We start from the raw sequence: 25,658 nt of genomic DNA, 5'->3' as shown, positions 1-25,658 counted from the left end.
CGGCGGGGCGGCCGCGCTTTCCGCGACAATGGGCGCGTCCGCCCGCGAACACCCGCCTCCCATGCACCAGCCTTCCGCCCACCCGCAACGGGTGGCGCTGCACAACGAGATCCACGCCCGCCCGCCCGAAGCGATGGCCGCGCCGCTGGCGCTGTCGCACATCGTGATGGTGGGCGACGCCGGCCAGCGCGAGGCGAGCCGCGCGCACCTGGCGACCCTGCTGCGCGACCACCACCTGCCGCAGCCCGACGCCCAGAGCACGCACGTGCGACTGGAGGTGGGCGGCGTGCGCATCCGCTGGGAGCTGCACACCGAATTCGTGACGTGGACCTTCTCGCGCGCCTTCGACGCCGCGGGCTTCGGCCAGCAGGAGCCGGTGGCCGCGGTGCAATCGGTGCCGCAGGAGTGGCTGGCGGCCCTGCCGGGGCAGACGCTCGCGGCCCTGCACCTGTGGGTGCTGCCCGGCGACCCGGAAGGCGAGGTGCCGCTCACCCGGCACGTGCTGCACGAGGAGACGCTGGTCGGCTGCGCGGTGTCCGATGGCAATGCCCGCGTGTTCACGGATTTCGCGCTGCATGCCGACGGCTGGTCGCGCATGGTGCTGCTGGCCGACCACCTGCCGCCCCGGCGCCTGGGCCGGCTGGTGCAGCGCCTGCTGGAGATCGACACCTACCGCATGGCGGCGCTGCTGGGCCTGCCGGCCGCGCGCGAATCGTCGGCGCTGCTGGCGGTGGCGGAGGGCGAACTCGCCGCGCTGGCCGAGGCGATCCGGCTGGCGGGCCCGCACGAGGAGCCGCAGTTGCTGGACCGGCTCACCCGCCTGGCGGGCCAGGTGGAGAGCCACTACGCGGCGACGCATTCGCGCTTCTCGGCCAGTGCCGCCTATTTCGAGCTGGTGGACCAGCGCCTGCAGGACATCCACGAGCAGCGCCTGCCGGGCCTGCAGCCGCTGGGCGAATTCTTCGAGCGGCGGCTGTCGCCGGCGCGCGCCACCTGCGCCTGGTCGGTGCGGCGGCAGGACGCGCTGTCGCAGCGCGTCTCGCGCATCAGCAACCTGCTGCGCACGCGGGTGGAGATCGAGCAGCAGCAAAGCAGCCAGGCCCTGCTGGCCACGATGAACCGGCGGCAGGACCTGCAATTGCAGTTGCAGGCCACGGTGGAAGGCCTGTCGGTGGCGGCGATCACCTACTACATCGTCGGCCTGGTCAGCTACCTCGCCAAGGGCGCCGGTGCGCTCGGCTGGCCGTTCAGCCCGGAGGTGACGGCGGCCTGCGCGATCCCCATCGTGGCGGGCGGCGTCTGGCTGTCGCTGCGGCGCCTGCACGCGCGCGTGCTGGCGCACCGGTAGGCTGGCGCTGAGCCGCGCAGCGCGCGAAGCCCAGCGTTCCTGCGTCGCCACAAGCGCTGGGCTTCGCGCGCTTCGCGGCTCAGCACCAGCCTACGAGGCGCCCGTCAGCGCTGCCCCAGCCGCTGCGCGATCGGAACCGAGGGCTTGCCCGAGAGCGCATCCAGCCGCGCACCCATCGCCACCTCCAGCCGCTCGAGCCGCTGCTGCGCCGGCGGATGCGTGGCCAGCGTCAGCGTGAACAGCGGATTGTCCGGCGCCGCGGCGCGCAGTTGCTGCAGCACGGCCGGCAGCCCGTACGGATCGAAGCCCGCGCGCGCCGCCAGCGCCACGCCCTCGCGGTCGGCCTCGTATTCGTCGCCCTGGTCCAGCCCGCTGGAATACAGGTTGCGCCCCAGCGCGAGCATCTGCGCCGAGATGGCGCCCTGCGCGTTGCCGCGCAGTTGCGAGGCCACGAGCTGCGTCGCGAGCCCGGCGCGTGCCTTGGCGGCGAGCGCCTTCAGGTGGTGCTTGCCCGTGACGTGCGTGATCTCGTGCGCGAGGATGCCCGCGAGCTCGGCCTCGTCGACACGGTCCACCAGCCCGCGCGTCACGAAGACGTAGCCGCCCGGTGCCGCGAAGGCGTTGAAGCCCGGATCGTCGAGCACGCCGAAAGTCCAGGGCAGCTGCGGCCGCGTCGACTGCAGCGAGACCCAGCGGCCCAGGCGGTTCACGTAGCGCTGCAGCGCCATGTCGCCATGCAGGGGCTTGCTTCCGAGCAGCACCGCTGCGAGCTGGCGCCCGATCTCGATCTCGCGCGGCTCGTCGATCTGGGCCAAGGATTCGGTGAGCATCTGCACCAGGTCGCCGGTGGCGGGCGAGGGGCGCGGCGCGGCTTGCGGCAGGTTCGGCAGGCCGCCCGGCACGATCTGTCGCAGCAGGCCGCCGAGCGCCTTGCCCGGGTCCTGGGCCTGCGCCGCCAGTGCAAAGGAGCCGGCGCAGAGCGCGGCGAGGAGGATGCGGGACGGGTTCATGGCGCGGGCAGGGGCTGGATGGCCACGGGCTGCAGCTGGGCACCGGCGGCGAAGGCGCGCGCGTCGGCCTCGTTCTGGCGCAGCGCTTCCATGCGGGTGACGGCGGCGGGTTCGGGGTTGGCCCGCGCGATGTCCTGGGCTTCGAGGCCGCGGATGCCGGCGCTGGCGGACGCCTGCGGCGGCTGGCGGTTGCCGAACAGGCCGGTGACGCCGCGCAGCGCGCTGCCGACGACATCGCTCGCACCCGAGGCGGAGGCCGTGCCGGCCGGGCCGAGGTCGAACAGGTGCAGCCAGCCGCTGGCGCCCGCCTCGGTGCGGACCTGCACCCAGGGGCCGCTGCGCCCGGTGCCGCGCGTCACGGGCGCCTGCGCGGGCAGCGCCGCCAGGCTGCGCGCGGTTTCGGCCGGGGCTTCGCGCAACTCGGTCGCGCGGCGGGTGACGGCGGCCTCCTGGGCCGACGCGGCCCCCGCCAGGGCCAGCGCGAGTGCGACGGCGCGAACTGCGATGCGTATCATGCGTGCTTCTTCCAAACAGGCGGGATTGTATGAACCTGGGCATCACGGGCAAATGGGCGCTGGTCTGCGGGGCCAGCAAGGGACTGGGCTGGGGCTGCGCGCAGGCGCTCGCGCGCGAAGGCGCCAACGTCGTGATCGTGGCCCGCGGCGCCGAGGCGCTGCAGGCCGCGGCAGAGAGGCTGCGCAAGGATCCGCAGGTGCCGCAGGGCACGCAGGTCGAGCCGATCGCCGTCGACATCACCACGCCGGAAGGCCGCGCCAAGGTGTTCGCCTTCCGCAAGGACTACGACATCGTCGTCACCAATGCGGGCGGCCCGCCGCCCGGCGACTTCCGCGACTGGGACCGCGAGGCGTGGATCAAGGCGGTGGACGCCAACATGCTCACGCCCATCGAGCTGATCAAGGCGACGGTGGACGGGATGGCCGCGCGCGGCTTCGGCCGCATCGTGAACATCACGTCGAGCGCGGTGAAGGCGCCGATCGACATCCTGGGCCTGTCCAATGGCGCGCGCAGCGGCCTGACCGGCTTCGTGGCCGGCGTGGCGCGCACGACCAAGCTGGCGTCCGGCAACGTGACGATCAACAACCTGCTGCCGGGGGTGTTCGACACCGACCGCATCAAGACCACGCTGGAAGGCAGCGCGAAGAAGACCGGCAAGACGGTGGAGGAAATGCGCCAGCAGCGCATGAACACCATCCCCGCCCGCCGCTTCGGCACCCCCGACGAATTCGGCACCGCCTGCGCCTTCCTGTGCAGCGCGCAAGCCAGCTACATCACCGGCCAGAACGTCCTGATCGACGGCGGGGCGTATCCGGGCACTTATTAGGATCGACTTCCGCTGAAGGCGGACTTCCGGACGCAGAGGACGCAAAGGGTACGCAGAGGACGCAAAGAATACCTTTAAAGGATTTCTTTTTGCGTCCTCTGCGTACCCTTCGCGTCCTCTGCGTCCGGTATTCGGTTTTCCCTCACCGCCGCGACGAAACCACGATGCCTGCCACGATCAGCACGAAGGCCAGGGCGTGGAAGAGGCGCGGGGGCTCGCCCAGGAAGGCCGCCGAGAACAGCGCCGCGAAGAGGGGCGTGAGGTTGGAGAAGAAGCCCGCGATGTTGGGCCCCACGCGCTGCACGCCCAGGCCCCAGCAGCGGTACGCCAGCAGCGCGGGACCCATCGCCACATAAGCGAGCGCCGCGGCCAGCGGCCACCCCCACTGGATCTGCTGCGTGGTGACGGCCGTCTCGCCGGCGGCGAACAGCGCCGACCACGCCACGCCCGGCACCAGTTGCGCCATCAGGAAGCCGGCCCAGTCCGATCGCACCTCCGGCGGATCGCCCGGGCGGGTGAGCAGCCAGCTGTACACGGACCACGCCGCGGTGGCCAGCAGCATGTAGAGGTCCCCCGGCACGAAGCGCACCTCGGCCAGGTGCGCGGCGTCGCCGCGGCACAGCACCACCAGCACGCCCGCGATGGAGAGCGCGGCGCCCAGCACCTGCCGGCCCGTGATGCGCTGGTGGAAGAACAGCGCCCCGAACCCCAGCATGAAGAACGGCATGCTCGAAGCCACCAGCGTGACGTTGATCGGCGTCGAGGTCCTGACGGCCATGTACTGCAGCGCGTTGTAGCAGCCCACGCCCAGCAGCCCCAGCACGGCGTAGCGCCCCATGCGCGGCCAGATCGGGCTGGTGGGCCGCAGCAGCCGCCACGCGAACGGCAGCAGCAGCAGGAAGGCCAGGCCCCAGCGCAGGAAGTTCAGCGTGAGCGGCGGCACCAGCGGCGACACGAGCCGCCCGACGACGGCATTGCCCGCCCACAGCATCGGCGGCAGCGTGAGCAGCAGGGCGGTGGGGAGGGTCAGGCGCTGGGTCATGGGAAGCCCGCGACTTTACGCCCGGGGGTGTTCCCCGCGCTGAGGCGGTGCTGACGGATTCGTGGCACCATCCGCCGCATTCGTGCACAGCCAACGGCAAGGAGACACTCACATGGTCAAGGCAGTCCAGATTCGCCAGCATGGCGGCCCCGAGCAGATGGAGCTGGTCGACATCGAAGTGGGCCAGCCCGGCCCGGGCCAGATCCGCATCCGCCACCAGGCCATCGGCCTGAACTTCATCGACGTTTACCAGCGCACCGGCCTGTATCCGCAGCAGATGCCGCTGACGCTGGGCATGGAAGGCTCCGGCGTCGTGGAAGCCGTGGGCGAGGGCGTCACGCACCTGAAGGCGGGCGACCGCGCGGCCTACGCCAGCCACCCGCCGGGCTCCTACTCGGAAGCGCGCGTGATGCCGGCGAAGAACGTCTGCAAGCTGCCCGACGCGATCAGCTTCGAGACCGGCGCGGCCATGATGCTTAAGGGCCTCACGGCGCAGTACCTGCTCAAGCGCACGCTGCCGCAGGGCGGCCTGAAGCCCGGCGACTTCGTGCTGTTCCACGCCGCCGCCGGGGGCGTCGGCCTGATCGCCGTGCAATGGGCCAAGGCCATGGGCCTGCGCCTGATCGGCACGGCGGGCAGCGACGAGAAGTGCGAGCTGGCGAAGTCGCTGGGCGCCGAGTTCATGATCAACTACAGCAAGGAAGACTTCCTGCCGCGCGTCAAGGAGATCACGGGCGGGCAGGGCGTGAAGGTGGTGTACGACTCCGTCGGCAAGGACACCTGGGACAAGTCGCTCGACTGCCTGCGGCCCTTCGGCCTGATGGCGAGCTTCGGCAATGCGTCCGGCCCGGTGCCGCCCTTCGCGCCCGGCATCCTGGGCAACAAGGGCTCGCTGTACGTCACGCGCCAGACGCTGTTCACGCACATCGCCACGCGCGAGTCCAACCAGGAAATGGCCGACGACCTGTTCGAGGCCGTCACCAGCGGCAAGGTGCAGATCCGCATCGACCAGCGCTTCCCGCTGGCGCAGGTGCGCGAGGCGCACCAGGCCCTGGAAGCGCGCAAGACCACGGGCTGCACGATCCTGACGGTCTGATGCCGCTGCGGCTGGCACCGGCGTGGCGCGCGCACCTGCACGCCGCGGCCGACTGCGCGCCGCGGCACCCGCGCGTGCCGCTCGCCTGGCGCGGCGAGCGCATCGGCTCGGTCGAAGCCGACCTGTTCGATCGCGCGGGAATGGCCGCCAGCCCGCTCCTGCGCTGGCGCGATGCGCAGGGCACGTGGGAAGTGGTGGGCGACCTCACCGACTCGCTGGCGCGCATCGCGTTCGTGCTGCGCGAGCGCGGCCTCGCGCATGCGTGGCGCGACGAGCAGCTCGCCGTGCGCAATGAAGCAGGGCGCCTGCTCGGCACGGTGGAGCGCGCGGTGGTGCGGCCGCTGGGCATCGCGACGCATGCGGTGCACCTCGTCGCGACCGATCCGCGCGGCGCGCACTGGGTCCAGCAGCGCGCCTTCGACAAGCCCAGCGACCCGGGCCTGTGGGACACGCTCGTCGGCGGCATGGTGCCGGCGAACGAAGCGGTGGAGGATGCGCTGGCGCGCGAGACCTGGGAGGAAGCGGGCCTGCGCCTGGAGCAGGTGCGCGAGCTGCGCTACGGCGGGCGGCTGCTCACACGCCGTCCGTTTCGCGAGCTGCCGCACGGCTACGTCGTCGAGGTCCTCGACTGGTATGCCTGCGCGCTGCCCGCGGGCGTGGAGCCCGCCAACCAGGACGGCGAGGTGGCGGGCTTCCGCTGCATGCCGCCGCCGGAAGTGGAGATGCTGCTGGAACGCGAAGCTTTCACGATCGACGCTTCGCTGGTGCTGGTCGCGGCGTTCGGGTAGGGGGCAGGCGCGGGAGGTCGTAGGCTGGCGGTGACCGGAGGGAACCCCAGCTTGCGGCGGCTCGCCGATCGCTGGGGTTTCGCTGGCGCTCCACCGCCAGCCTACGAGCGTGCCTTCCTGCGCTTGCCGGTCGCAGGCGCGCCGCCCACCATCTGCTCCAGCACCGCGAACACGGCGGCCGTGTCGGCGTCGCCGTGGCCCAATGCCATCGCGGCGTTGTAGACCGGCATGCAGGCCGCGAACAGCGGCGCGGGCGTGCCGGTGGCCTGCAGCAGGTCGTTGATGAGGCGCATGTCCTTCTGCCAGGTCGACACCTTCATCGTGGCCTGGTCCCAGGAGCGCTCCACCATCACCGGGCCGCGCACCTGGAACATGCGCGAGCCGCCGGCGCCATCGGCCACGACCTTGACGATCTGGGCCGGATCGAGCCCGGCGCGCGCACCCATCAGGATCGCTTCGGCGGTGGACACGTTGTGGATCGCCACCAGCAGGTTGGCGACCAGCTTCATGCGGGTGCCGTTGCCGAAGGCGCCGACGTCGTAGCGCGCCCGCGCGAAGCCCTCGAACACCGGCGCGAAGGCCTTGATCGCCGCGGCCTCGCCGCTCGCGTAGACGGCCAGGTCGCGGTTCACCGCCTGCGCACCCGTCCCGGACAGCGGGCAATCCAGCAGGGTGATGCCGTGCTGCGCCAGCAGGTCGTGCGCGCGCCGCTTCGCGCCTTCCGGCAGCGTGCTGGTTTCGGCCACCACCAGCCGCTTCGCGGCGGCGGCGACCAGTTCCTCGCACACCGCCTCCAGCGCGGCCTCGCTGGGCAGCGAGAGCACGATGAAGCGCGCCGCGCGCGCGACCTCGGTGGCGCTGGTGAAGGCGGTGCCGCCGGCGTCCGCGAGCCGGCGCCGCGCGCGCGCCACCGGGTCGCTGCCGAAGACCTCGAAGCCCGCCTTCAGGAGGTTGGCGGACATCGCCGAGCCCATGATGCCGAGTCCCACCACGCCCACGGCGCTGCGCGCCGGGGCCTTGTTCTTGCTGTTGTTCATTCGTTGTTCTTGGCCGGCGCCGCCAGGGCCGGCGCCCTCAGGCCACGGGCTTCACTCGCCCTTGATGTTATTGTCCGCGACCAGCTTCGAGTACTTGGAGGTCTCCGCCGCCAGGAACGCGCGGAATTCGTCCTGCGTGCTGGCCTGCGCTTCGACGCCGAGGTCCGCGAACTTCGCCTTCAGGTCGGGGTCGGCCATGATCTTCACCAGGGCCGCGTGGTAGTTGTCCACGATCGCCTTGGGCGTGCCGGCGGGCAGGAACACGCCCCACCAGTTCTCGGCCACGATGCCGGCAAGGCCCGCCTCCGTGAACGTGGGGATGTCCGGGAACATCCTCGAGCGCGCGGCGCCGGTGCTGGCGATCGGGCGCAGCTTGCTGGTCTTGATGAACTGCGAGACGGGCAGTGCGTCGGCGACCATCATGTCGATGTGGCCCGCCAGCAGGTCGTTCACCGCCTGGCCGCCGCCCTTGTAGTTGATGCCGTTCATCTTCACCTTGGCCTGCCGCATGATCAGCTCGCCGCCCAGGTGCGCCATGCTGCCGGGGCCGCTGGTGCCGAAGCTGACCTGCCCCGGCTTCGCGCGCGCGGCGGCGAGGATCTCCTGCAGGTTCCTGTACGGCGAGTTGGCCGGCACCACGAGGATGTTGGCGCCCGTGGCGGTGAGGGCCACCGGCACGAAGTCCTTGTCCATGCTGTAGGGCACCTTGCTGATCAGGGGGTTGACCGCGACCGGCCCCAGATTGCCCACCACGAAGGTGTAGCCGTCGGCCGGCTGGCGGGCCGCGTATTCCATGCCGATGGAACCGGCGGCGCCCGGCTTGCTTTCGATCACCACCGGCTGGCCCCAGTGTTCCTGCAGCTTCTGGCCCATGATGCGCGCCATGAGGTCGGAGCTGCCGCCGGCCGGATAGGTCACGACCAGGTGCACGGGCTTCGCGGGGAAGGCCTGCGCGTGGGCTGCGAGCGGTGCGAGGCACGCGCACGCCAGTGCGAGCACGAGGCGGTGCGCATCACGGCGGGAGGGGAAGGCAGCTCTCATCCGATTCACTCCTTGTTGCAACACGGTGTGCGCCCCCGGGGAAAACACGGCGTGGCGCCACGTCGCGATGCACTCTAAGATCGTTCGCAGCCCCGCACTCCCGTACTTTCCCGCATGCTGCATTCCGCTCCCGGCGCGCGCGCCGACCAGACCCTGTCCTTCAACATGAAGCTGCTGGCGCAGCACGAACTGCAGGGCCACGGCGGCATCGGCGAGGGCATGGCGCTGCAGCTCACCCGTGACGGCCGCCGCATCCTGTGGCTGGCGCACGAGTCGGCGCCCAAGAACTTCTCCGGCGTCGACGTGACGGATCCGCGCGCGCCGCGCCTGATCGTGCAGACGGAGCTGCCGCACAACAAGGTGCGCTCCAACTCGCTGGACCTGGTGGGCGACACGCTCGCGGTGGCGTACCAGACCAGCACGGTGGGCCTCACGCCCGCCGGCGTGGACCTGTTCGACGTGAGCACGCCCGAAGACCCGAAGCGGATCTCGCACTTCGACTGTTCGGGCCCGCATTCGCGCGGCGTGCACGCGCTGTGGTTCGTCGACGGCAAGACCATCCACATGTCCTCCGGGGCGCCGGACTTCACGCCCCGCCACCCGCTGGACGACCAGTTCTACCGCATCCTCGACGTGTCGAACCCGGCGAAACCGGTGGAGGCCGGGCGCTGGTGGTACCCCGGCACCCGCGAAGGCGACGAAGCGCCAGCCCCCGCCCGGCTGGCGAAGAAGTTCGACATGGGATTCCGCGCCCACAACACCAACGTGTTCCCCGAGCGGCCCGACCGCGCCTACGTGGGCTACATCGACGGCGGCGCCTTCGTGCTGGACATCGCCGATCCTTCGGCGATCAAGGTCGTCTCGCACTGGAATCCCTCGCCGCCCTTCAACGGCTTCACGCACACGGTGCTGCCCCTGTTCGAGCGCAGGCTGTGGATCGTGAGCGACGAGTGCGTGCAGGACGAGGGCGCGGACTGGCCCAAGCTGGTGTGGGTGATCGACGCGCGCAACGAGGCGAACCCGGTGCCGATCGGCACCTTCCCGGCACCGCCGTACGAGGCCTTCGCCCGGCGCGGCGGCCGCTTCGGCGCGCACAACCTGCACGAGAACCTGCCGGGGCCGGCCTCGTTCCGCTCCGACACGATCATCGTCGGCACCTTCTTCAACGCCGGCGTGCGCGTGTACGACACCAGCAATCCGTACCGCGTGGAGGAGATCGCGTACTACGTCCCCGGCGCGCCGCGCCTGTCGCCCGCGGGGGCCGTGCAGCTCAACGACGTGTACGTGGACGAGCGCCGCATCGTGTACACGGTGGACCGCTTCACGGGCGGGCTCTACATCCTGGAGCTGACCCTCTGAACACACCGGGCCCTTCGCGCGACCCGCTCGCCGGCAAGCTGCCCGTCACGCTCGTCACCGGCTTCCTGGGCAGCGGCAAGACCACCCTGATCGCCAGGCTGGTGCGCCACCCCGGCATGGACCGGGTGGCCGTCGTGATCAACGAGCTGGGCGAGATCGGCATCGACCACGACCTGGTCGCGATGTCGACCGAGAACATCGCGCTGCTCGCCAATGGCTGCATCTGCTGCTCGGTGCGCACGGACCTGCAGGAGACGCTGCGCGATCTGTTCGCCCGCCGCCGTGCCGGCGAGATCGCGGACTTCGACCGCGTGATCATCGAGACCACCGGCCTGGCGGATCCGGCACCGGTGGTGCAGACGCTGCTGGCGGACAACCTGGTGGCGGCGCACTTCCGCCTCGACGGCCTCGTCACGCTGGTGGATGCGGCCAACGGCGCGCAGCAGCTCGCCAACCATGCCGAGCCGGCCAAGCAGATCGCGCTGGCGGACCGCGTGTTCGTCACCAAGAGCGACATCGCGTCGCGCGAGGCGGTCGACGACCTGCGTTCCGCGATCGCGCAGATCAACCCCGGCGCCGAGGTGCGGCTGGTCCTGCACGGCGAGGTCGAGCCGCAGGCGCTGACCGGGCTGGGCCTGGCGAGCGCGCGCGCCGGCGAGGCGACGCTGCGCTTCCTGGGCGAGCCGCTGCGGGGCGAGGGCTCCGCGGGCGCGAAGCACCTGGGCGCGCGGCCGCCGCTGCATGACGGCTCGATCCGCACGCTGTCGCTGCACTTCGACGCGCCGTTCACCTGGAACGGTTTTTCCGCCGCGCTGGAGCTGCTCGCCACCCTGCGCGGGCCGGACCTGCTGCGCGTGAAGGGCATCGTCAACGTCGAAGGCGCGCCGGTGGTGGTGCAGGGCGTGCAGCACATCTTCCATCCGCCCGTCACGCTGGACCGCTGGCCGGGCGAGGACAGGCGCACGCGGCTGGTGTTCATCACGCGGCGCATCGAGGCCGGCACGATCCGGGACCTGCTGCAGGCGGTGGCCCGGGTGGCCGACCCGCTATGATGATCCGACCGTGAACCCAGGAGGCGACTTGCTGTATTCGTGCTCACCGGATTGCACCGACCCGCGGCACCACCATGCCGCACCGGGCCGGTCCGCCCACCTGAAGGCCCCGTCGCTGCGCGCCGCCGCAGCCAGCGTCGCGGTCCGGGGGCGCAAGGGCAAGACCAAGGTCGTCGACCTGCATTGCCACTACCTCAATCCCGAGGTGAACGCGAAGACGGCGCACCTGAACGCGGCGCAGCACGACCCCACGGTGATCTTCGCCAACGAGCTCACGCGCGAGACCAACGTGCGCCAGATGAAGACGCGCGCGCCCAAGCTCACCGGCGTCGACCAGCGCCTGAAGGACATGGACCGCATGGGCGTGGACGTGCAGGCGGTCTGCCCGGCGCCGTACCACTTCTTCTACTTCACCGAACCAGATTACGGCGCGCAGCTCGCGCGCGAGGTGAACGAGGGCATCGCCAAGCTGGTGGCCGACACGCCCGACCGCTTCGTCGGCCTGGGCTCCGTGCCGCTGCAGGACGCGGAGCTGGCCGTGCGCGAGCTCGAGCACGCCGTGCAGAACCTCGGGCTGCGCGGCGTGGAGATCTGCACCAACGTCAACGGCAAGAACCTGACCGACCCGTCGCTGGGGCTGGAGAAGTTCTTCGCCCGCGCGGAGGAACTGGGCATCCTGGTGTTCATGCATCCGCTGGGCTACACGCAGGCGGACCGCCTCACGCAGCACTACTTCAACAACGTGATCGGCAACCCGCTCGATTCGACGGTGGCGGTGTCGCACCTGATCTTCGACGGCACGATGGCGCGGCACCCGAAGCTGAAGGTGCTGGTGGCGCACGGCGGCGGCTTCGTGGCGCACTACTGGGCGCGCATGGACCACGCGTGGCGCGCGCGGCCCGACTGCCGCACGGTGATCAAGCGGCCGCCGTCGAAGTACCTGGAGAAGTTCTTCTTCGACACGATCACGCACGATCCGCAGATGCTCAAGCACCTCGTCGACCGCTTCGGCGCCGACCACGTCGTGCTGGGCACCGACTATCCGTACGACATGGGCGAAGACGATCCGCTGGGCCTGCTCGCGCAGGTCAAGCGCCTGCCCAAGGCGGAGCGTGAGCTGATCGCCGGCGGCAATGCGGCGCGGCTGCTCAAGCTGAAGTGAGCACCATGAACGCGCCCGCCGCCCAGACCTTCGATGCGCGCGCGTTGCGCCAGGTGCTCGGCGCCTTCGTGACGGGCGTGACCGTGATCACCACCGTCGACAAGAACGGCAAGCCGCACGGCCTGACGGCCAATTCCTTCACCTCGGTCTCGCTGGACCCGCCGCTGATCCTCTGGAGCCAGTCGCTCACGGCGCCCAGCCATCCGGTGTTCCGCGAGTCGGAGCGCTTCGTGGTCAACATCCTGGCCGACGACCAGGTGGAAATCTCCAACAAGTTCGCCCGCGGCGGAGGCGACAAGTTCGCCGGCTGCGTGACGCGCACCGGCCTCGGCGGCGTGCCGCTGATCGAGGGCTGCGCCGCGTACCTCGAATGCCGGCGCATCAACAGCTTTCCCGGCGGCGACCACCTCGTCTTCCTCGGCCAGGTGGAGCGCATCGAGCGGACCGGCCTGCAACCCCTCGTCTTCGGCGGCGGCAAGTACCTCGTCGCGCAGCCGCACGACCTGGGCCTGATGGCAGCCCCGGGCGGGGCGAACATCGCGCGCCTGAAGGCGGTGCGGCTGGCCACGCGGGCGCTGGTGGAGCTCTCGGACGAACTCGACGAAACCCTGGGCCTCGGCGTGTGGGGCAACAAGGGGCCGACCATCGTGCGCTGGGAGGAGGCGAGCCAGCCGGTGAGCGACAACCTGCGCACCGGGCTCGTGCTGCCCGTGCTCACCTCGGCCACCGGCCTCGCGTTCGCGGCGTGGCTGCCGCGCGAGACGACCGCGCCCTTCATCGAGGCGGAGCTGGCGCAGGGCATGGACCTGCTGCAGGTGGAGCAGGAACTCGCGCAGGTCCGTGCCACGGGCATCGTGCGGCTGGTGGGCACCGACAAGTTCTCCGACCTGTACGGCACGAACATCAGCGCAGCGAGCGTGCCGGTGTTCGACAACACCGGGGCGATGGTGCTGGCGCTGACGGCGATCGGCAGTTCGCAGCGGCTGGACCTGGGCGAAGGCAGCCCATTGGTGATGGGGCTGCGGCATTGCGCGGCCGCGCTCTCGTTCCGGCTTGGGGGTCGCAGTCTCTCGGCGCCGGCTTCGAACGATCCGTTGCAGGCGATCTGATTCCTTGGGGTCCGGGGGCGTCCGGGGGCGTCCGGGGGTGTCCGGGGGCGTCGCGGCAGGCGGTGCGTGGCGCGTGACCGCGAAGGTGACGGTCCGGCGGCTTCGCGCGCCGGACTTCCCCGAAAAATCGGGCCCGCCGGCACGCGCAACATAACTCCCTCCGAGTCTGCCGCGCGCGGCAGACTCTCCGGTCAAACAGATGTTGCGGGCATGTCCACGTACGCATGGCTCGCATCGCTGCGCTGCGTAGCCATGCTGTGCCAGCGGGCCCGATTTTCCGGGCGCCCCCAACGCGGTCCCGCACCACGCACCGCCTGCCGCGACGTTGAGCGTCGCGCCCTTCCGGACCGCCTCGTCATTCCCGCGGAGGCGGGAATCCAGAGCGCGAAGCCCCCGGGCCCGACGTTTCAAACGGCGTTCATGACGCCAACGCGCACGATGCCCAACGTCGCGGCAGGCGCGGTGGGGTGCTGGCCCGCAATCAGGGGCCGAGCCCGAGAGACCGGGCCCGCTGGCACAGCGAGGCTACGCAGCGCAGCGACGCGAGCCTCGCGTACGTGGACCTGCCCGCAACATAACTCCCTCCGAGTTCGCCGTTCGCGGCGAACTCGGAGGGAGTTATGTTGCGCGTGCCAGCGGGACCGGTCTCTCGGGGAAGTCCGGCGCGCGAAGCCGCCGGACCGACGCCCCGCGGGCCTGCACCGCACCGCGCCTGCCGCGACGCCCCCGGAAGCACGACGAGCGCCCCGCCGATGCCACCCCTGAGTAGCCCTCTCCTACATCACCTTGGCCTCGAACCTCTCAGCCGGACCATGACGCGGCGCCTAAAGTACCTGCCCATACGATGCGCCGCGACATCACGCGGGCACGATGGAGAAGCACAAAATGGCCTTCCGCGTCTTCATCGTCGAGGACAGCTCGACGATCCGGGACAACCTGATCGAGACCCTGAAGGAGCTCGCGCATTTCGAGCCGGTGGGCACGACCGAGACCGAGCACGAGGCCAGGCGCTGGCTGGCGCGCAACGAGTGGGACCTGGCCATCATCGACCTGTTCCTGCGGGAAGGCAGCGGCCTCAACGTGCTGGAAGCCTGCCGCAACCGCAGGCCGGGCCAGAAGGTGGTCGTCTTGAGCAACCATTCCTCGCGCGACGTGCGCTGGCGCTGCAAGCAGCTCGGCGCGGATGCCGTGTTCGACAAGTCCACCGAGCTGGAAGCGCTGGTGGACTACTGCGTGCAGCACCGCCGCGACGTGCAGCACGACGCCGCCGGCCAGCCCGGCGCAGTGGCTACTGCAACGCCCGCGACGGCTCTTCCGGCAACACCTGCTTGAGCCGGCTGGGCGCGAGCGCGCCCGCCGAGTCGAGGATCGGATAGGCGATCGAGCAGATGTGCGAGTTGATCCGCTTCAAGTCGCTGATCAGGTCCAGGTGCAGTGAGCTCGTCTCGATGCTCTGCGCCGTGTTCTCCGTCAGCCGCGTGAGGTGCGTGCCCGCGTAGGCGCGCTCGAGGTCGCGGAAGCGCGCCTTTTCCTCCAGCAGCTTCTGCGCGTCGCGCACCGAGTTGTTGAGGAACACGCTCATGCCCAGGCGCAGGTTGTCGACCAGCCGGGCGTGCAGCTCGCAGATTTCCGCCATGCCGGCATCCGAGAAGTTGCGGCCCTTGCGGATCTTCTTGTCCTCGATGTCCAGCAGGATGCGCTCGACGATGTCGCCGATCTGCTCCATGTTGATCGTGAAGCTGATGATGTCCGTCCAGCGGCGGCTTTCCTCCTCGCCCAGCGCCTCGCGCGAGATCTTGGTCAGGTAGTACTTGATCGCGGAGTACAGCTGGTCGACAGTGTCGTCCATCTTGCGCAGTTCCTCGGCCAGGCGCAGGTCGTTGTCCTTGATCACGCGCAGCATCCCGAGCAGCATCGTCTCGACCACGTCGGCCTGGTGCAGCGCCTCGCGCGCGGCGTTCGAAATGGCCAGCGAGGGCGTGGCCAGCGCCGAGGGATCCAGGTGGTGCGGCCGCCCGGCGACCATGCTGCGGTCCGGCTTGGGCAGCCACTGCTCGACCCAGCGCGCCACGTACTGCGTGAAGCCGATGAACAGGATGGCGATCAGGATGTTGAAGGCCAGGTGGTACAGCACCACGGCCGTCGCGTGGTCCGGCACGTAGGGCCGCAGGTACTTCACCCAGTAGCTCACGAAGGGCGCGGCCAGCACCACCCCGAAGCACTTGAACACGAGGTTGCCGATCGGGACCTGCCGCACCGGCACCGCCGATTTCGCCGTGGCCAGCACGCCCAGCAGGCCGCTGCCCAGGTTGGCGCCGATCGTCAGGCCCAGCGCCACGTCCAGCGGGATGCCGCCGGAGGCCGCCAGCGTGGCGGTGAGCAGCACGATCGCGAGGCTGGAATAGGCCACCACCGCCATCACCGCGCCGACGGTGATCTCCAGCAGGATGTCGCTGTACAGGGACTCCAGCAGCGCCTTCACGGCGGGCGACCGGACCATGATCGCCGTCGATTCCGAGACGAGCCGCAGCGCCAGCAGCATGAGGCCCAGGCCGATCAGCACCCGGCCGAAGCGGCCCAGCGGCGTGGACTGCCGCGTGATGAACAGCACCACGCCGACGAAGATGAACAGCGGCGACAGCCAGGACAGGTCGAACGAGAAGACGACCGCCATCAGGCTGCTGCCCACGTCCGCACCCAGCATCATCGCGAGCGCGGTCGACAGCGGCACCAGCCCCTGGCCGACGAAGGCGGAAACGATCAGCGCCGTGGCAGTGCTGGACTGCACCAGCGCGGTGACGCCGAGGCCGGCCATGCCGGCGGCGGGGCGGGTGGTGATGCTGCGCGCGAGGACCTGGCGCAGGTTGGCCCCGAAAACCCGCAGGATGCCGGTCCGAACGAGATACGTGCCCCAGACCAGCAGCGCGACGGCCGCCAGCAGGTTCAGCAAATGCTTCATGTTTGCAGGAAATGATACGCCGCGGCAGGTCCTGTCGGGTTCAGGACGAATCCTGTCAACCGCTTGGACGTCGTGGGGGAGGGGGGCGTTCTCATGGCTGTGTCAAGCAAGCCACGGGCCCGGTGCTTCCTCCCCCGCGAGGCACTACCTGCTGCGCCGTACCCGCAACAATTCGTCGAGGATCAGGCCCGCGGCCCCGATGGTGATCGCGGTGTCGGCGACGTTGAACGCCGGGAAGTACCAGCGGCCCTGCCAGTGGAACTGCAGGAAGTCGACGACGTAGCCATGCAGCAGGCGGTCGATCACGTTGCCGATCGCGCCGCCGAGGATGCACGCCAGCGCGAAGCAGAACAGCTTCTGGCCCGCATGCTTTTTCAGCAGGTACAGGATGAACAGCGTGGCCACCACGCCGATGGCCGTGAACAGCCAGCGCTGCCAGCCGGAGGCGGCCGCCAGGAACGAGAAGGCCGCGCCGGTGTTGTGCGCCCGCACGATGTTGAAGAAGGACGTGATCGTCGTCGAATCGCCGAGCTTGTAGTAGCCGAGGATCAGGATCTTGGTGAACTGGTCGACGATCAGGATGATCAGCGCCAGCGCGATCCAGGGCAGCAGGCTCCCGCCGGAGCTGCCGCCGCGGATCGTCAGGGTGGTGCCGCGCGCGGCCATCAGGCGTGCGCCCGGGCTTCGCCGGCTCCGAACAGGTTGCTCACGCAGCGGCCGCAGAGCGCGGGATGCTCGGGATCGCTGCCGACGTCGGCGCGCCAGTGCCAGCAGCGGTCGCACTTGGCGTCCGTGCTGGGCAGCGCCTGCACGGCCAGCGCCTCACCGCGTTCGAGCCGCACCGCCGAAGCGATGAACACGAACTTGAGGTCGTCGCCCAGGCCTGCCAGCAGCGCGTGGTCGTCGGCGCCCGCCGTGATCACGAGGTTCGCCTGCAGCGAGGAGCCGACCTGGCCCTCGGTGCGCAGCGCCTCGATCTGCTTGTTGGCGAGGTCGCGGATCGCGCGGATGCGCTCCCACTTCGCCAGCAGTTCCGTGTCGGGGCTGCCGATCTCGGCGTATTCCTCCAGGAAGATCGACTCCGAGCTGCCGAACACCTTCCAGGCCTCCTCCGCGGTGAAGCTGAGGAAGGGCGCCATCCAGCGCAGCATCGCATGCGTGATGTTCCACAGCGCCGTCTGCGCGCTGCGGCGGGCCAGCGACTTCGGCGCGGTGGTGTAGAGGCGGTCCTTCAGCACGTCGAGGTAGAAGGCGCCCAGGTCTTCCGAGCAGTACACCTGCAGCTTGGCGACCACCGGGTGGAATTCGTAGACCTCGAAGTGCGCCAGCACCTCGGCCTGGAACTGCGCGGCGCGCGCCAGCGCGTAGCGGTCGATCTCCAGCATCTCGGCGCGCGGCACGGCGTCCTTCGCCGGGTCGAAGTCGCTCACGTTGGCGAGCAGGAAGCGCAGCGTGTTGCGGATGCGGCGATACGCATCGACCACGCGGGCGAGGATCCTGTCGTCGCCGGCGATGTCGCCCGAATAGTCCGAGGCGGCGACCCACAGGCGGATGATTTCCGCGCCGAGCTTGCTGCTGACCTGCTGCGGCTCGATGCCGTTGCCCAGCGACTTGCTCATCTTGCGGCCCTGGCTGTCCACCGTGAAGCCGTGCGTGAGCAGGCCGCGGTAGGGCGCGCGGCCATACATCGCGCAGGCGGTGAGCAGGGACGAATGGAACCAGCCGCGGTGCTGGTCGTGGCCCTCGAGATAGAGGTCGGCCTCCGGGCCGTTCTCGTGCGCGGCACCCGCGTGCGAGCCCTTGAGCACGGTGGTGTGCGTGGTGCCGGAGTCGAACCACACCTCCAGGATGTCGGTGCTCTTGGTGTAGTGCGGCGCGTCCGCGGCAGCGCCCACCTTGGCGAGGATCTCCTCGGTGGAGGCCTTGCTCCAGGCCTCGATGCCGCCGGCCTCGACCATCGCCGCGGCGACGTCGAGGATCTCCATGGTCTTCGGGTGCAGCTCGCCCGAATCCCGGTGCAGGAAGAAGGGCAGGGGCACGCCCCAGCTGCGCTGGCGGCTGATGCACCAGTCGGGCCGGCCGGCGATCATGTCGCGCAGGCGGGCCTTGCCGTTCTCCGGATAGAAGCTGGTGTCCTCGATGGCCTTCAGCGCCATGTTGCGCAGCGTGTCGGGGGCCTTGTCCCTGGTGAACACGCCCACGCCTTCGTCCATGCGGATGAACCACTGGGCGGCGGCGCGGTAGATCACCGGCGTCTTGTGGCGCCAGCAGTGCGGATAGCTGTGGACGATGTTCTCGGTGGTGAACAGGCGCCCGGCCGCATCCAGCGTGGCGAGGATGTGCGGCACGGACTTCCAGATGTTCTCGCCGCCGAACAGGGGGAAGTCGGCCGCGTAGGAGCCGTTGCCCTGCACCGGGTTGAGGATCTCGTCGTACTTCATGCCGTGCGCGACGCAGGAGTTGAAGTCGTCGAGGCCGTAGGCCGGCGAGGAGTGCACGATGCCGGTGCCGTCTTCGGCCGTGGCGTAGTCGGCCAGGTACACGGGCGACAGGCGCCGGTAGCCGGCGTCGACGTCGTACAGCGGATGGCGGAATTCCAGGCCGCCGAGGTTCTTGCCCTCGGTGGTGGCCAGCACCTTGCCTTCGAGCTTGTAGCGCGCGAGCGCCTTCTCGACCAGCACCTCGGCCAGGATCAGCTTGCCGCGCGGCGTGTCGACCAGCGCATAGACGATCTCGGGATTGAGGTTCAGCGCCTGGTTGGCCGGGATGGTCCAGGCGGTGGTGGTCCAGATGACGGCGAAGATGTCGTCGGCGCCGGGAGCGCCCCCACCCCCGCCCTCCCCCGGAGGGGGAGGGAGTTCTTCTTTGCTCCCTCCCCCTTTGGGGGAGGGTTGGGGAGGGGGCGTGATCCCGAACGCTGCATAAACCTTGGCCGGCGCATCCGCCCTGAACCCCACATCGAGCGTCTGCGACTTCTTGTCCGCGTACTCGATCTCGAACTCCGCCAGCGAGGAGCCACAATCGAAGCACCAGTACACGGGCTTCAAGCCGCGGTACACGAAGCCGCGCTCGATCACGCGCTTGAAGGCGCGGATCTCGTTGGCCTCGGTCGCGAAGTCCATCGTGCGGTACGGGTTGTCCCAGTCGCCCAGCACGCCCAGTCGCTTGAAGTCCGTGCGCTGGATGTCGATCTGCTCGGTGGCGAAGGCGCGGCTCTTCGCCTGCATCTCGTCGCGGGGCAGGTTGCGGCCGAACTTCTTCTCGATGGCGTTCTCGATCGGCAGGCCGTGGCAGTCCCAGCCCGGGATGTAGGCCGCATCCAGCCCCTTGAGCTGGCGCGACTTGACGATCATGTCCTTCAAGATCTTGTTGACGGCGTGGCCCATGTGGATCTGGCCGTTGGCATAGGGCGGGCCGTCGTGCAGGATGAACTTCTGCCGGCCGCAGCGCGCCTCGCGCAGGCGCTTGTACAGGCCCTCGTCCTCCCACTGCTTCACCCAGCCCGGCTCGCGCTTGGGCAGGTCGCCGCGCATCGGGAACGGCGTATCGGGCAGGTTGAGGGTGGCGCGGTAATCGGTCTTGTCGGTCATGGGAAGCCTCTGCGAACTTGTCACGCCGGGGTGGACCCGGCAGCCACGCGGGCGGGGGCCGGCGTGGGGTGGATGCGGCCCGGGGCCGCGGTGACAAGGCCGCTAAATTCGGTCGCGCGTGGTCTGCCGGCGGGTTTCGGCGTGCGTGGAAGCGAAGAACGCGCGCGCGCCCTCGACGTCGCGCGCGATGCCCGCCTTCAGGGCATCGAGGCCGTCGTAGCGCAGCTCGTCGTGCAGTTTGTGCAACAGTTCCACCCGGATGATTTTACCGTAGGCCCCTTCCTCGCCCAGCCGCGCGGGCCAGTCCCAGCAATGGGTCTCCAGCAGCACCCGCCCGCCATTGACGTCGCGCGGGTCCAGCGAGGGCCGGATGCCCAGGTTCGCCACGCCTTCCAGGGGCTGGTCGTCCAGGCCGTGGACCGTCACCGCGAAGATCCCGCTGGCGGCGGGCTTCCAGTGGGAAAAGCGCAGGTTGAGCGTCTTGAAGCCGAGTTCGCGACCGAGCTTGCGCCCGTGCACCACGTGGCCGCTGATGCTGTACGGCCGCCCGAGCAGGGCCGCCGTGCCCGCCATGTCGCCACGCGCCAGCGCCTCGCGCACGGCGGAGCTCGACACGCGCAGGCCGTGCACTTCGTAGCTGTTCATGCGGGCGACGTCGAAGCCCTGGCGGCTGCCCGCCGAATCCAGCATCGCGTAGTCGCCGGCCCGCTTCACGCCGAAGCGGAAGTCGTCGCCGACCAGCACGTACTTCGCCCCGAGGCCGCGCACCAGCACCTGGTCGATGAAGGCTTCGGGCTGCTGGCTCGACAGGCGCTGGTCGAATTTGAGGATCACGCACTGGTCCACCCCGCACTTGCGCAGTTCGCCCAGCTTGTCGCGCAGGGTGGCCACCCGCGCCGGGGCGAGCTCCGGCTTGCGGTGCAGGGCGGCGAAATAGTCGCGCGGGTGCGGCTCGAAGGTCAGCACGCAGCTGGGCACCCCGCGGTGGCGCGCCTCGTTGTTCAGCAGCGCCAGCATGGCCTGGTGGCCCCGGTGGACCCCATCGAAGTTACCGATCGTCACCGCACAGGCGCGGGCGATCTGGGGGTGGTGGAAGCCGCGCAGGATCTGCATGGAGCTGATATGTTTTTGATAGCAGACGGGCGCCGTTGGCCGGCGCCAACGCACGCATGGCCTGCCACAGGCGGATCACGAAAACACGGTATATTGTGTCTCACGCTGCCTCCGGGCGCTGGCGCCCGGCGACGGTGACGTCCGTGCTGAATGGAGGCCCCGTCTTGAAGGTCTTGAAGCTGTCCGCCCAGGGACTGCCCCAGTCGTGGATTTCGCTGGAGCAAGCCGTCCTGCACTATGCCGCCGACCAGGTCCGGTGGGAAGCAGGGGCGGACGTCGCCGTGTTCCGCGGCGGCATCAACGCCATGAGCGGGCTGCAGTCGCTCATCACGGTCAACAGCATCATCGGCACCAAGGGCGTGCCGAACATCAACCCCTTCGAGCTCAAGCCGGGGCTCACCAACGGCAAGCTGTTCGCCCGCGACCGCAACATCTGCGCCTATTGCGGCGGGCTGTTCCACGAGGAAGAGCTCACGCGCGAGCACGTCATTCCCTTCGCCCAGAACGGCAAGGACCACTGGATGAACGTGGTGACGGCCTGCCGCGCGTGCAACCACCGCAAGGGCAGCCGCACGCCGGAGCAGGCCAACATGGCGCTGCTGTACGCGCCCTACATCCCGAGCCTGTGGGAGGACTTCATCCTGCGCAACCGCCGCATCCTGGCGGACCAGATGGAGTTCCTGATGGCGCACCTGCCGAAGAACTCGCGGCTGCACGCGTAGCGTGCTGGCTGTCTTGCAGGCTGGCGGTGACGCGCGATAGCGCCGGAACGCCGGCGCTCCGCGCATCGCTGGGGTTTCGCTGCGCTCCACCACCAGCCTACGCCTAGTTATCTCAGTACGTCAGCTCGATCACCGCCACCTCGTTGTTCGCCACCGGCCAGCTGCGGCCGGCGATCTTCTCGCCGTTGAATTCCGCCAGCACGGGCCGCCCGACGTCCAGCAGCTGGATGCGCGAAGTGGCGACGCCCGCGCCCGGCTGCACGCCGGGGGGCGGGCTGCGGCGGTCGAAGATCATCTTGTCGCGCTCCGGGTCGAAGTAGCCGCGCGGCCGCGAAAGGGTCACGATCGCAATGGCATTGCGTTCGAAGAGGGCGATCCGGTCCGGCCGCAGGTGCACGATGGTGCTGGAACGCGGGAAGGGGCCGCGGTAGATGTGGGTCGTGGCGTAGCCCGGCGCGGTGATGACGAACTCGTAGGGCGTGGCGGGCTGCGCGTGCAAGGGGCCCCAGGCGCCATCGGCGCCTATCGTCTGCGTCAGCACCGCCGGCCCGCGGCGCTCGCCGGTGGCCGCATCCGTGGCGTACACCTCCAGCTTCGCGCCCGGCAACGGCAGGTTGTTGGCGAAGTTGCCGCTGGCCGGCTCGGTGGAGGAAAGCCCGGTGCCCACCACCTTGCCACCGAGCATGACGTGATCCTCGGGCACGACCTGCAATGTGGCCGGCTCCCTGCCCGTGATGAAGCGATGCATCGCCTCGAAGGCGGCGGCGGAGAACGCGGTCTCGCGATGGTCCACCCGCGGCAGCACGACGTTCGTGGCGCCCTTGAGCGCCGGGCCTTCGTAGGTGACGCCGGTGGCCAGCTTCGGGTCGCCGATCCAGGTGCCCAGGGGCTGCGCGTACTTGTCGTTGCGGTCGGAGCGGATCGTGAGCCACTTCACGGGGCCGGTGACCTCGTCGCCCTGCGCGTTCTTGGGCGCGTTGAGCGCCTGCAGGAAGGCGCCGTTGCCGGCGAATTCGCTGCCCGGCGAGCGCCCGGGCACGTTCCACACGCCGTGGTTCGGCACCCCGCCCAGGATCGCATGGCTCACCCTGGCGGCGCCGCCGCCGTTCTGGATGTAGTTGCGCACCGCATAGCCGCCGCGCGAGCTGGCCACCAGCACCACCTGCGAGGCGCCCGTGGCCTTCAGGGCCTTCTCCACCTCGTCGCGCAGGAACTCCATGTGCTGCGTCGTGGACGAGCGGCCGGGCTGCTCGACGCGGTCGTCCTCGCGGGCCAGCGGATAGGGTTGGTCGGGGGCGAACAGGCGATCGCGCGGCCAGCCGTTGGACTCGAAGCGCCACAGCGTGGTCTGCCAGATGGAGGCGGAATCCCCGTTGCCGTGGACGAACACGATCGGCGGGAATTCCGACGATCGCGAAGGGCCGGATGCGCAGGCGCTGAGAATCAGCGCGCCCGGCAACGCGATGAATTCGCGGCGAGTGGTCATGGTTCCTTGCTCCTGCAAGTGGTGAAAACAAAAGAAAACGCCCGCGGGCCGCGGGCGTTCCGTCCGAACAACAAACGCCGTCAGGCGAACACGCCGGCGGTGTCCTGCATTCTTGCCGAGACCTCGCCGAGGTGGTGCAGGGTATCCCCGAATTCGAGTTCGAGCTGCGTCAGCTTCTTGAAGTAATGGCTGCCGGCGTATTCGTCGGTCACCCCGATGCCGCCATGCAGCTGCACCGAGTTCTGGCCCACGAAGCGCATCGCCACCCCGAGCTGGTACTTCGCACGGGCCATCGCGCGCCGGCGCTCCTCCGGCGGCGCATTGAGCTTCAGGGAGGCGTAATAACTCATGGACCGCGCCAGCTCCTGCTGCATCTTCATGTCCGCCATGCGATGCCGCAGGGCCTGGAAGGTGGCGAGCGTGACGCCGAACTGCTTGCGCGTGTTGAGGTATTCGGCCGTGAGCTGCATCGTCCTGTCGATCGCGCCGACGGCTTCGGCGCAGGTGCAGGCGATGCCGATGTCCACCGCGTGCTCCAGCACCGGCAGGCCGTCCTCGCTGACCAGCGTGGCGGCGGCATCGCGCAGCGTCACTTCGGCCGCGCGGGCGCCTTCCAGCGTCGGATAGCCGCGGGTGCCCACGCCCTGCGCCTGCCGCTCGACGAGGAAGAGGGCGATCTTGCCGTTGGCCCTGGCCGGCACCAGGAAGGCATCGGGCTGGTCGCCCGCGGGCACGACGCTCTTCTCGCCGGAGACCTTCCAGCCGCCGCCGGCCTGCGTGGCCTGGGCCTCGCAGGCATCGAGCCGGTAGCGCGCCTTGCGCTCCTGGTGCGCCAGCACCACCAGCGCCTCGCCGGAGGCGATCTTCGGCAGCCACGCCGAACGCACGGCCTGCGGTGCGTAGGCACCGAGCACGCCGCCCGCGACCAAGGCGTGCTTCAGGGGCTCCAGCACGATGCCGCGCCCGAGTTCCTCCAGCACCACCATCGCCTCCACGGGGCCCATCCCCATGCCGCCCTGGTCCTCGGGCACGTACAGGCCCGCGAGGCCCAGCTCCGCGAGTTCGCCGTAGGCCGCGCGGTCGAAGCCGCCCGCTTTCGTGATGGCGCGCCGGCGCTCGAAGGTGTAGCTGCGGTCCACCCACTTGCGCACGGCGTCGCGCAGCTGTTCCTGGTCGTCGGAAAAATTGAAGTCCATGTCCTGCTCCCCTCAGCCCAGAACGGTCTGGGCGACGATGTTGCGCTGGACCTCGTTCGATCCGCCGTAGATCGTCGTCTTGCGCATGTTGAGATACGTGGCGGCCAGGGGCGCGAGGGTGGCGGCGCCCACGAATTCGCCCTGGTAGCCGGCTTCCATCGCCTCCAGCACGAAGGGGATGGCGTAGGGGCCGGCCGCCAGCATCATCAGCTCCGAGTAGCGCTGCTGGATCTCGCTGCCCTTGATCTTCAGCAGGCCGGCGATGTCCAGCGGGTTCTTGCCGGACTTCTCGGCGGAGAGCACGCGCAGCACCAGCATCTCCAGCGCCACCACGTCCACTTCGAGCTTGGCGATCTCGTCGCGAAAGCGCGTGTCCGTGTACACGCCTTCGCTGCGCGCGATGCGCTTGAGCCGCTCCAGCTCGCGCTTGGCGCGGTTCACGTCGGCGATGTTGGTGCGCTCGTGCGACAGCAGGTGCTTGGCGTAGGTCCAGCCCTTGTTCTCTTCTCCGATCAGGTTCTCGGCCGGCACTTCGACGTTGTCGAAGAACACCTCGTTCACCTCGGGGCTGCCATCGAGCATGACGATCGGCCGCACCGTGACGCCGGGCGACTTCATGTCGACCAGCAGGAAGGAGATGCCGGTCTGCGGCTTGCCTTCGGTGGACGTGCGCACCAGGCAGAAGATCCAGTCGCCGTGCTGCGCCAGCGTGGTCCAGGTCTTCTGGCCGTTGACGATGTACTTGTCGCCGCGGCGCTCGGCCCTGCACTTGAGCGATGCCAGGTCGGAGCCGGAGCCCGGCTCGCTGTAGCCCTGGCTCCACCAGACCTCGCCGCTGGCGATGCCGGGCAGGAAGCGCTTCTGCTGCTCGGGCGAGCCGAAGGCCATGATCACGGGCGCCACCATCACGGGCCCGAAAGGCACGATGCGGGGCGCGCCGGCCAGGGCCGCTTCCTCCTCGAACAGGTGCTTCTGCACCGCCGTCCAGCCGGGGCCGCCGAACTGCTTGGGCCAGCCGTAGCCCAGCCAGCCCTTCTTGCCCAGGATGCGGGCCCAGCGCTGCATGTCGTCACGCGTCAGGTGCAGGGCGTTGTGCACCTTGTGCGCGATCTCCGGCGGGAGGTTCTCGCGCACCCAGGCGCGGACTTCCTCGCGGAACTGCTGTTCTTCGGGGGTGAAGGCTAGATCCATGGGCTGTCTCCGGAG

22 protein-coding genes are annotated in these 25,658 nt (G+C 69.8%); 10 read left to right on the top strand and 12 right to left on the bottom strand.

Annotated elements, in window-relative coordinates:
• The first annotated feature begins 61 nt into the window (after window positions 1-61).
• The gene (locus tag WG923_RS19120) at window positions 62-1,348 is read left to right on the top strand and encodes a DUF3422 family protein (protein ID WP_340352580.1); all 1,287 of its coding nucleotides are present in this window, start codon (window positions 62-64) and stop codon (window positions 1,346-1,348) included.
• Between the two features lie 104 nt (window positions 1,349-1,452).
• Here WG923_RS19120 and WG923_RS19115 read toward each other — a convergent pair whose 3' ends face one another.
• Window positions 1,453-2,358 carry a M48 family metalloprotease gene (locus WG923_RS19115; protein WP_340352579.1) on the bottom strand — a complete coding sequence of 302 codons (906 nt, stop codon included), beginning with the start codon at window positions 2,356-2,358 and terminating at the stop codon, window positions 1,453-1,455.
• Complete coding sequence (locus WG923_RS19110; RefSeq protein ID WP_340352578.1) at window positions 2,355-2,873, bottom strand: SH3 domain-containing protein; 519 nt, start codon at window positions 2,871-2,873, stop codon at window positions 2,355-2,357. The genes WG923_RS19115 and WG923_RS19110 overlap by 4 nt, the downstream gene beginning before the upstream one ends.
• Before the next feature lie 29 nt (window positions 2,874-2,902).
• Between WG923_RS19110 and WG923_RS19105 the strand changes: the two genes are divergently transcribed.
• On the top strand, window positions 2,903-3,700 hold the full coding sequence (locus tag WG923_RS19105) for an SDR family oxidoreductase (protein WP_340352577.1): 798 nt from the start codon (window positions 2,903-2,905) through the stop codon (window positions 3,698-3,700).
• 142 nt (window positions 3,701-3,842) lie between these two features.
• Here WG923_RS19105 and WG923_RS19100 read toward each other — a convergent pair whose 3' ends face one another.
• Entirely contained in the window at window positions 3,843-4,742 is a 900-nt protein-coding gene (locus WG923_RS19100) for a DMT family transporter (RefSeq protein ID WP_340352576.1), read from the bottom strand.
• A gap of 112 nt (window positions 4,743-4,854) precedes the next feature.
• Between WG923_RS19100 and WG923_RS19095 the strand changes: the two genes are divergently transcribed.
• Window positions 4,855-5,838, top strand: a complete 984-nt coding sequence (locus WG923_RS19095) for a quinone oxidoreductase family protein (protein WP_340352575.1) — start codon at window positions 4,855-4,857, stop codon at window positions 5,836-5,838.
• A complete protein-coding gene (locus WG923_RS19090) occupies window positions 5,838-6,626 on the top strand; it encodes an NUDIX hydrolase (protein ID WP_340352574.1) in 789 nt (262 codons plus the stop codon). The genes WG923_RS19095 and WG923_RS19090 overlap by 1 nt, the downstream gene beginning before the upstream one ends.
• Before the next feature lie 101 nt (window positions 6,627-6,727).
• Here WG923_RS19090 and WG923_RS19085 read toward each other — a convergent pair whose 3' ends face one another.
• Complete coding sequence (locus WG923_RS19085) at window positions 6,728-7,663, bottom strand: NAD(P)-dependent oxidoreductase (RefSeq protein ID WP_340352573.1); 936 nt, start codon at window positions 7,661-7,663, stop codon at window positions 6,728-6,730.
• Between the two features lie 51 nt (window positions 7,664-7,714).
• Window positions 7,715-8,704: a Bug family tripartite tricarboxylate transporter substrate binding protein gene (locus tag WG923_RS19080; protein WP_340352572.1), complete on the bottom strand. Its 990-nt coding sequence runs from the start codon at window positions 8,702-8,704 to the stop codon at window positions 7,715-7,717.
• A 114-nt stretch (window positions 8,705-8,818) separates the two neighbouring features.
• Between WG923_RS19080 and WG923_RS19075 the strand changes: the two genes are divergently transcribed.
• The 5 genes from WG923_RS19075 (at window position 8,819) to WG923_RS19055 (ending at window position 14,718) form a co-directional block, all read left to right on the top strand.
• A complete protein-coding gene (locus WG923_RS19075; RefSeq protein WP_340352571.1) occupies window positions 8,819-10,063 on the top strand; it encodes an LVIVD repeat-containing protein in 1,245 nt (414 codons plus the stop codon).
• Entirely contained in the window at window positions 10,060-11,115 is a 1,056-nt protein-coding gene (locus tag WG923_RS19070; protein ID WP_340352643.1) for a CobW family GTP-binding protein, read from the top strand. The genes WG923_RS19075 and WG923_RS19070 overlap by 4 nt, the downstream gene beginning before the upstream one ends.
• A 10-nt stretch (window positions 11,116-11,125) precedes the next feature.
• A complete protein-coding gene (locus tag WG923_RS19065) occupies window positions 11,126-12,277 on the top strand; it encodes an amidohydrolase family protein (RefSeq protein ID WP_340352570.1) in 1,152 nt (383 codons plus the stop codon).
• Window positions 12,278-12,282: 5 nt separating this feature from the next.
• On the top strand, window positions 12,283-13,386 hold the full coding sequence (locus WG923_RS19060) for a flavin reductase (RefSeq protein WP_340352569.1): 1,104 nt from the start codon (window positions 12,283-12,285) through the stop codon (window positions 13,384-13,386).
• Between the two features lie 885 nt (window positions 13,387-14,271).
• Window positions 14,272-14,718 carry a response regulator gene (locus tag WG923_RS19055; protein WP_340352568.1) on the top strand — a complete coding sequence of 149 codons (447 nt, stop codon included), beginning with the start codon at window positions 14,272-14,274 and terminating at the stop codon, window positions 14,716-14,718.
• On the opposite strand, the gene WG923_RS19050 is transcribed toward WG923_RS19055, so the two are convergent.
• The 4 genes from WG923_RS19050 to WG923_RS19035 all read right to left on the bottom strand — a co-directional run bounded on the left by WG923_RS19050 (window position 14,675) and on the right by WG923_RS19035 (window position 21,048).
• The gene (locus tag WG923_RS19050; protein ID WP_340352567.1) at window positions 14,675-16,345 is read right to left on the bottom strand and encodes a Na/Pi cotransporter family protein; all 1,671 of its coding nucleotides are present in this window, start codon (window positions 16,343-16,345) and stop codon (window positions 14,675-14,677) included. The genes WG923_RS19055 and WG923_RS19050 overlap by 44 nt on opposite strands.
• Before the next feature lie 144 nt (window positions 16,346-16,489).
• The gene (gene lspA, locus WG923_RS19045) at window positions 16,490-17,011 is read right to left on the bottom strand and encodes a signal peptidase II (protein ID WP_340352566.1); all 522 of its coding nucleotides are present in this window, start codon (window positions 17,009-17,011) and stop codon (window positions 16,490-16,492) included.
• On the bottom strand, window positions 17,011-19,935 hold the full coding sequence (gene ileS / locus WG923_RS19040) for an isoleucine--tRNA ligase (RefSeq protein WP_340352565.1): 2,925 nt from the start codon (window positions 19,933-19,935) through the stop codon (window positions 17,011-17,013). The genes lspA and ileS overlap by 1 nt, the downstream gene beginning before the upstream one ends.
• A 102-nt stretch (window positions 19,936-20,037) precedes the next feature.
• A complete protein-coding gene (locus WG923_RS19035; RefSeq protein WP_340352564.1) occupies window positions 20,038-21,048 on the bottom strand; it encodes a bifunctional riboflavin kinase/FAD synthetase in 1,011 nt (336 codons plus the stop codon).
• Between the two features lie 164 nt (window positions 21,049-21,212).
• On the opposite strand from WG923_RS19035, the gene WG923_RS19030 reads away from it, so the two are divergent.
• Window positions 21,213-21,770, top strand: coding sequence for an HNH endonuclease (locus WG923_RS19030; protein WP_340352563.1), 558 nt, complete (start codon window positions 21,213-21,215; stop codon window positions 21,768-21,770).
• 112 nt (window positions 21,771-21,882) lie between these two features.
• Here the strand turns inward: WG923_RS19030 and WG923_RS19025 are convergent, their stop codons facing one another.
• From WG923_RS19025 to WG923_RS19015, 3 genes are all read right to left on the bottom strand, one after another.
• Window positions 21,883-23,256, bottom strand: coding sequence for an alpha/beta fold hydrolase (locus WG923_RS19025; RefSeq protein ID WP_340352562.1), 1,374 nt, complete (start codon window positions 23,254-23,256; stop codon window positions 21,883-21,885).
• 80 nt (window positions 23,257-23,336) lie between these two features.
• On the bottom strand, window positions 23,337-24,452 hold the full coding sequence (locus WG923_RS19020; RefSeq protein WP_340352561.1) for an acyl-CoA dehydrogenase family protein: 1,116 nt from the start codon (window positions 24,450-24,452) through the stop codon (window positions 23,337-23,339).
• Window positions 24,453-24,464: 12 nt separating this feature from the next.
• On the bottom strand, window positions 24,465-25,643 hold the full coding sequence (locus tag WG923_RS19015) for an acyl-CoA dehydrogenase family protein (protein WP_340352560.1): 1,179 nt from the start codon (window positions 25,641-25,643) through the stop codon (window positions 24,465-24,467).
• Window positions 25,644-25,658 lie beyond the last annotated feature (15 nt).

This window comes from Ramlibacter sp. AN1133, from assembly GCF_037890035.1.
Taxonomy (GTDB): Bacteria; Pseudomonadota; Gammaproteobacteria; order Burkholderiales; family Burkholderiaceae_C; genus Ramlibacter.
This window is presented reverse-complemented; position numbering and strand designations above follow the sequence as displayed.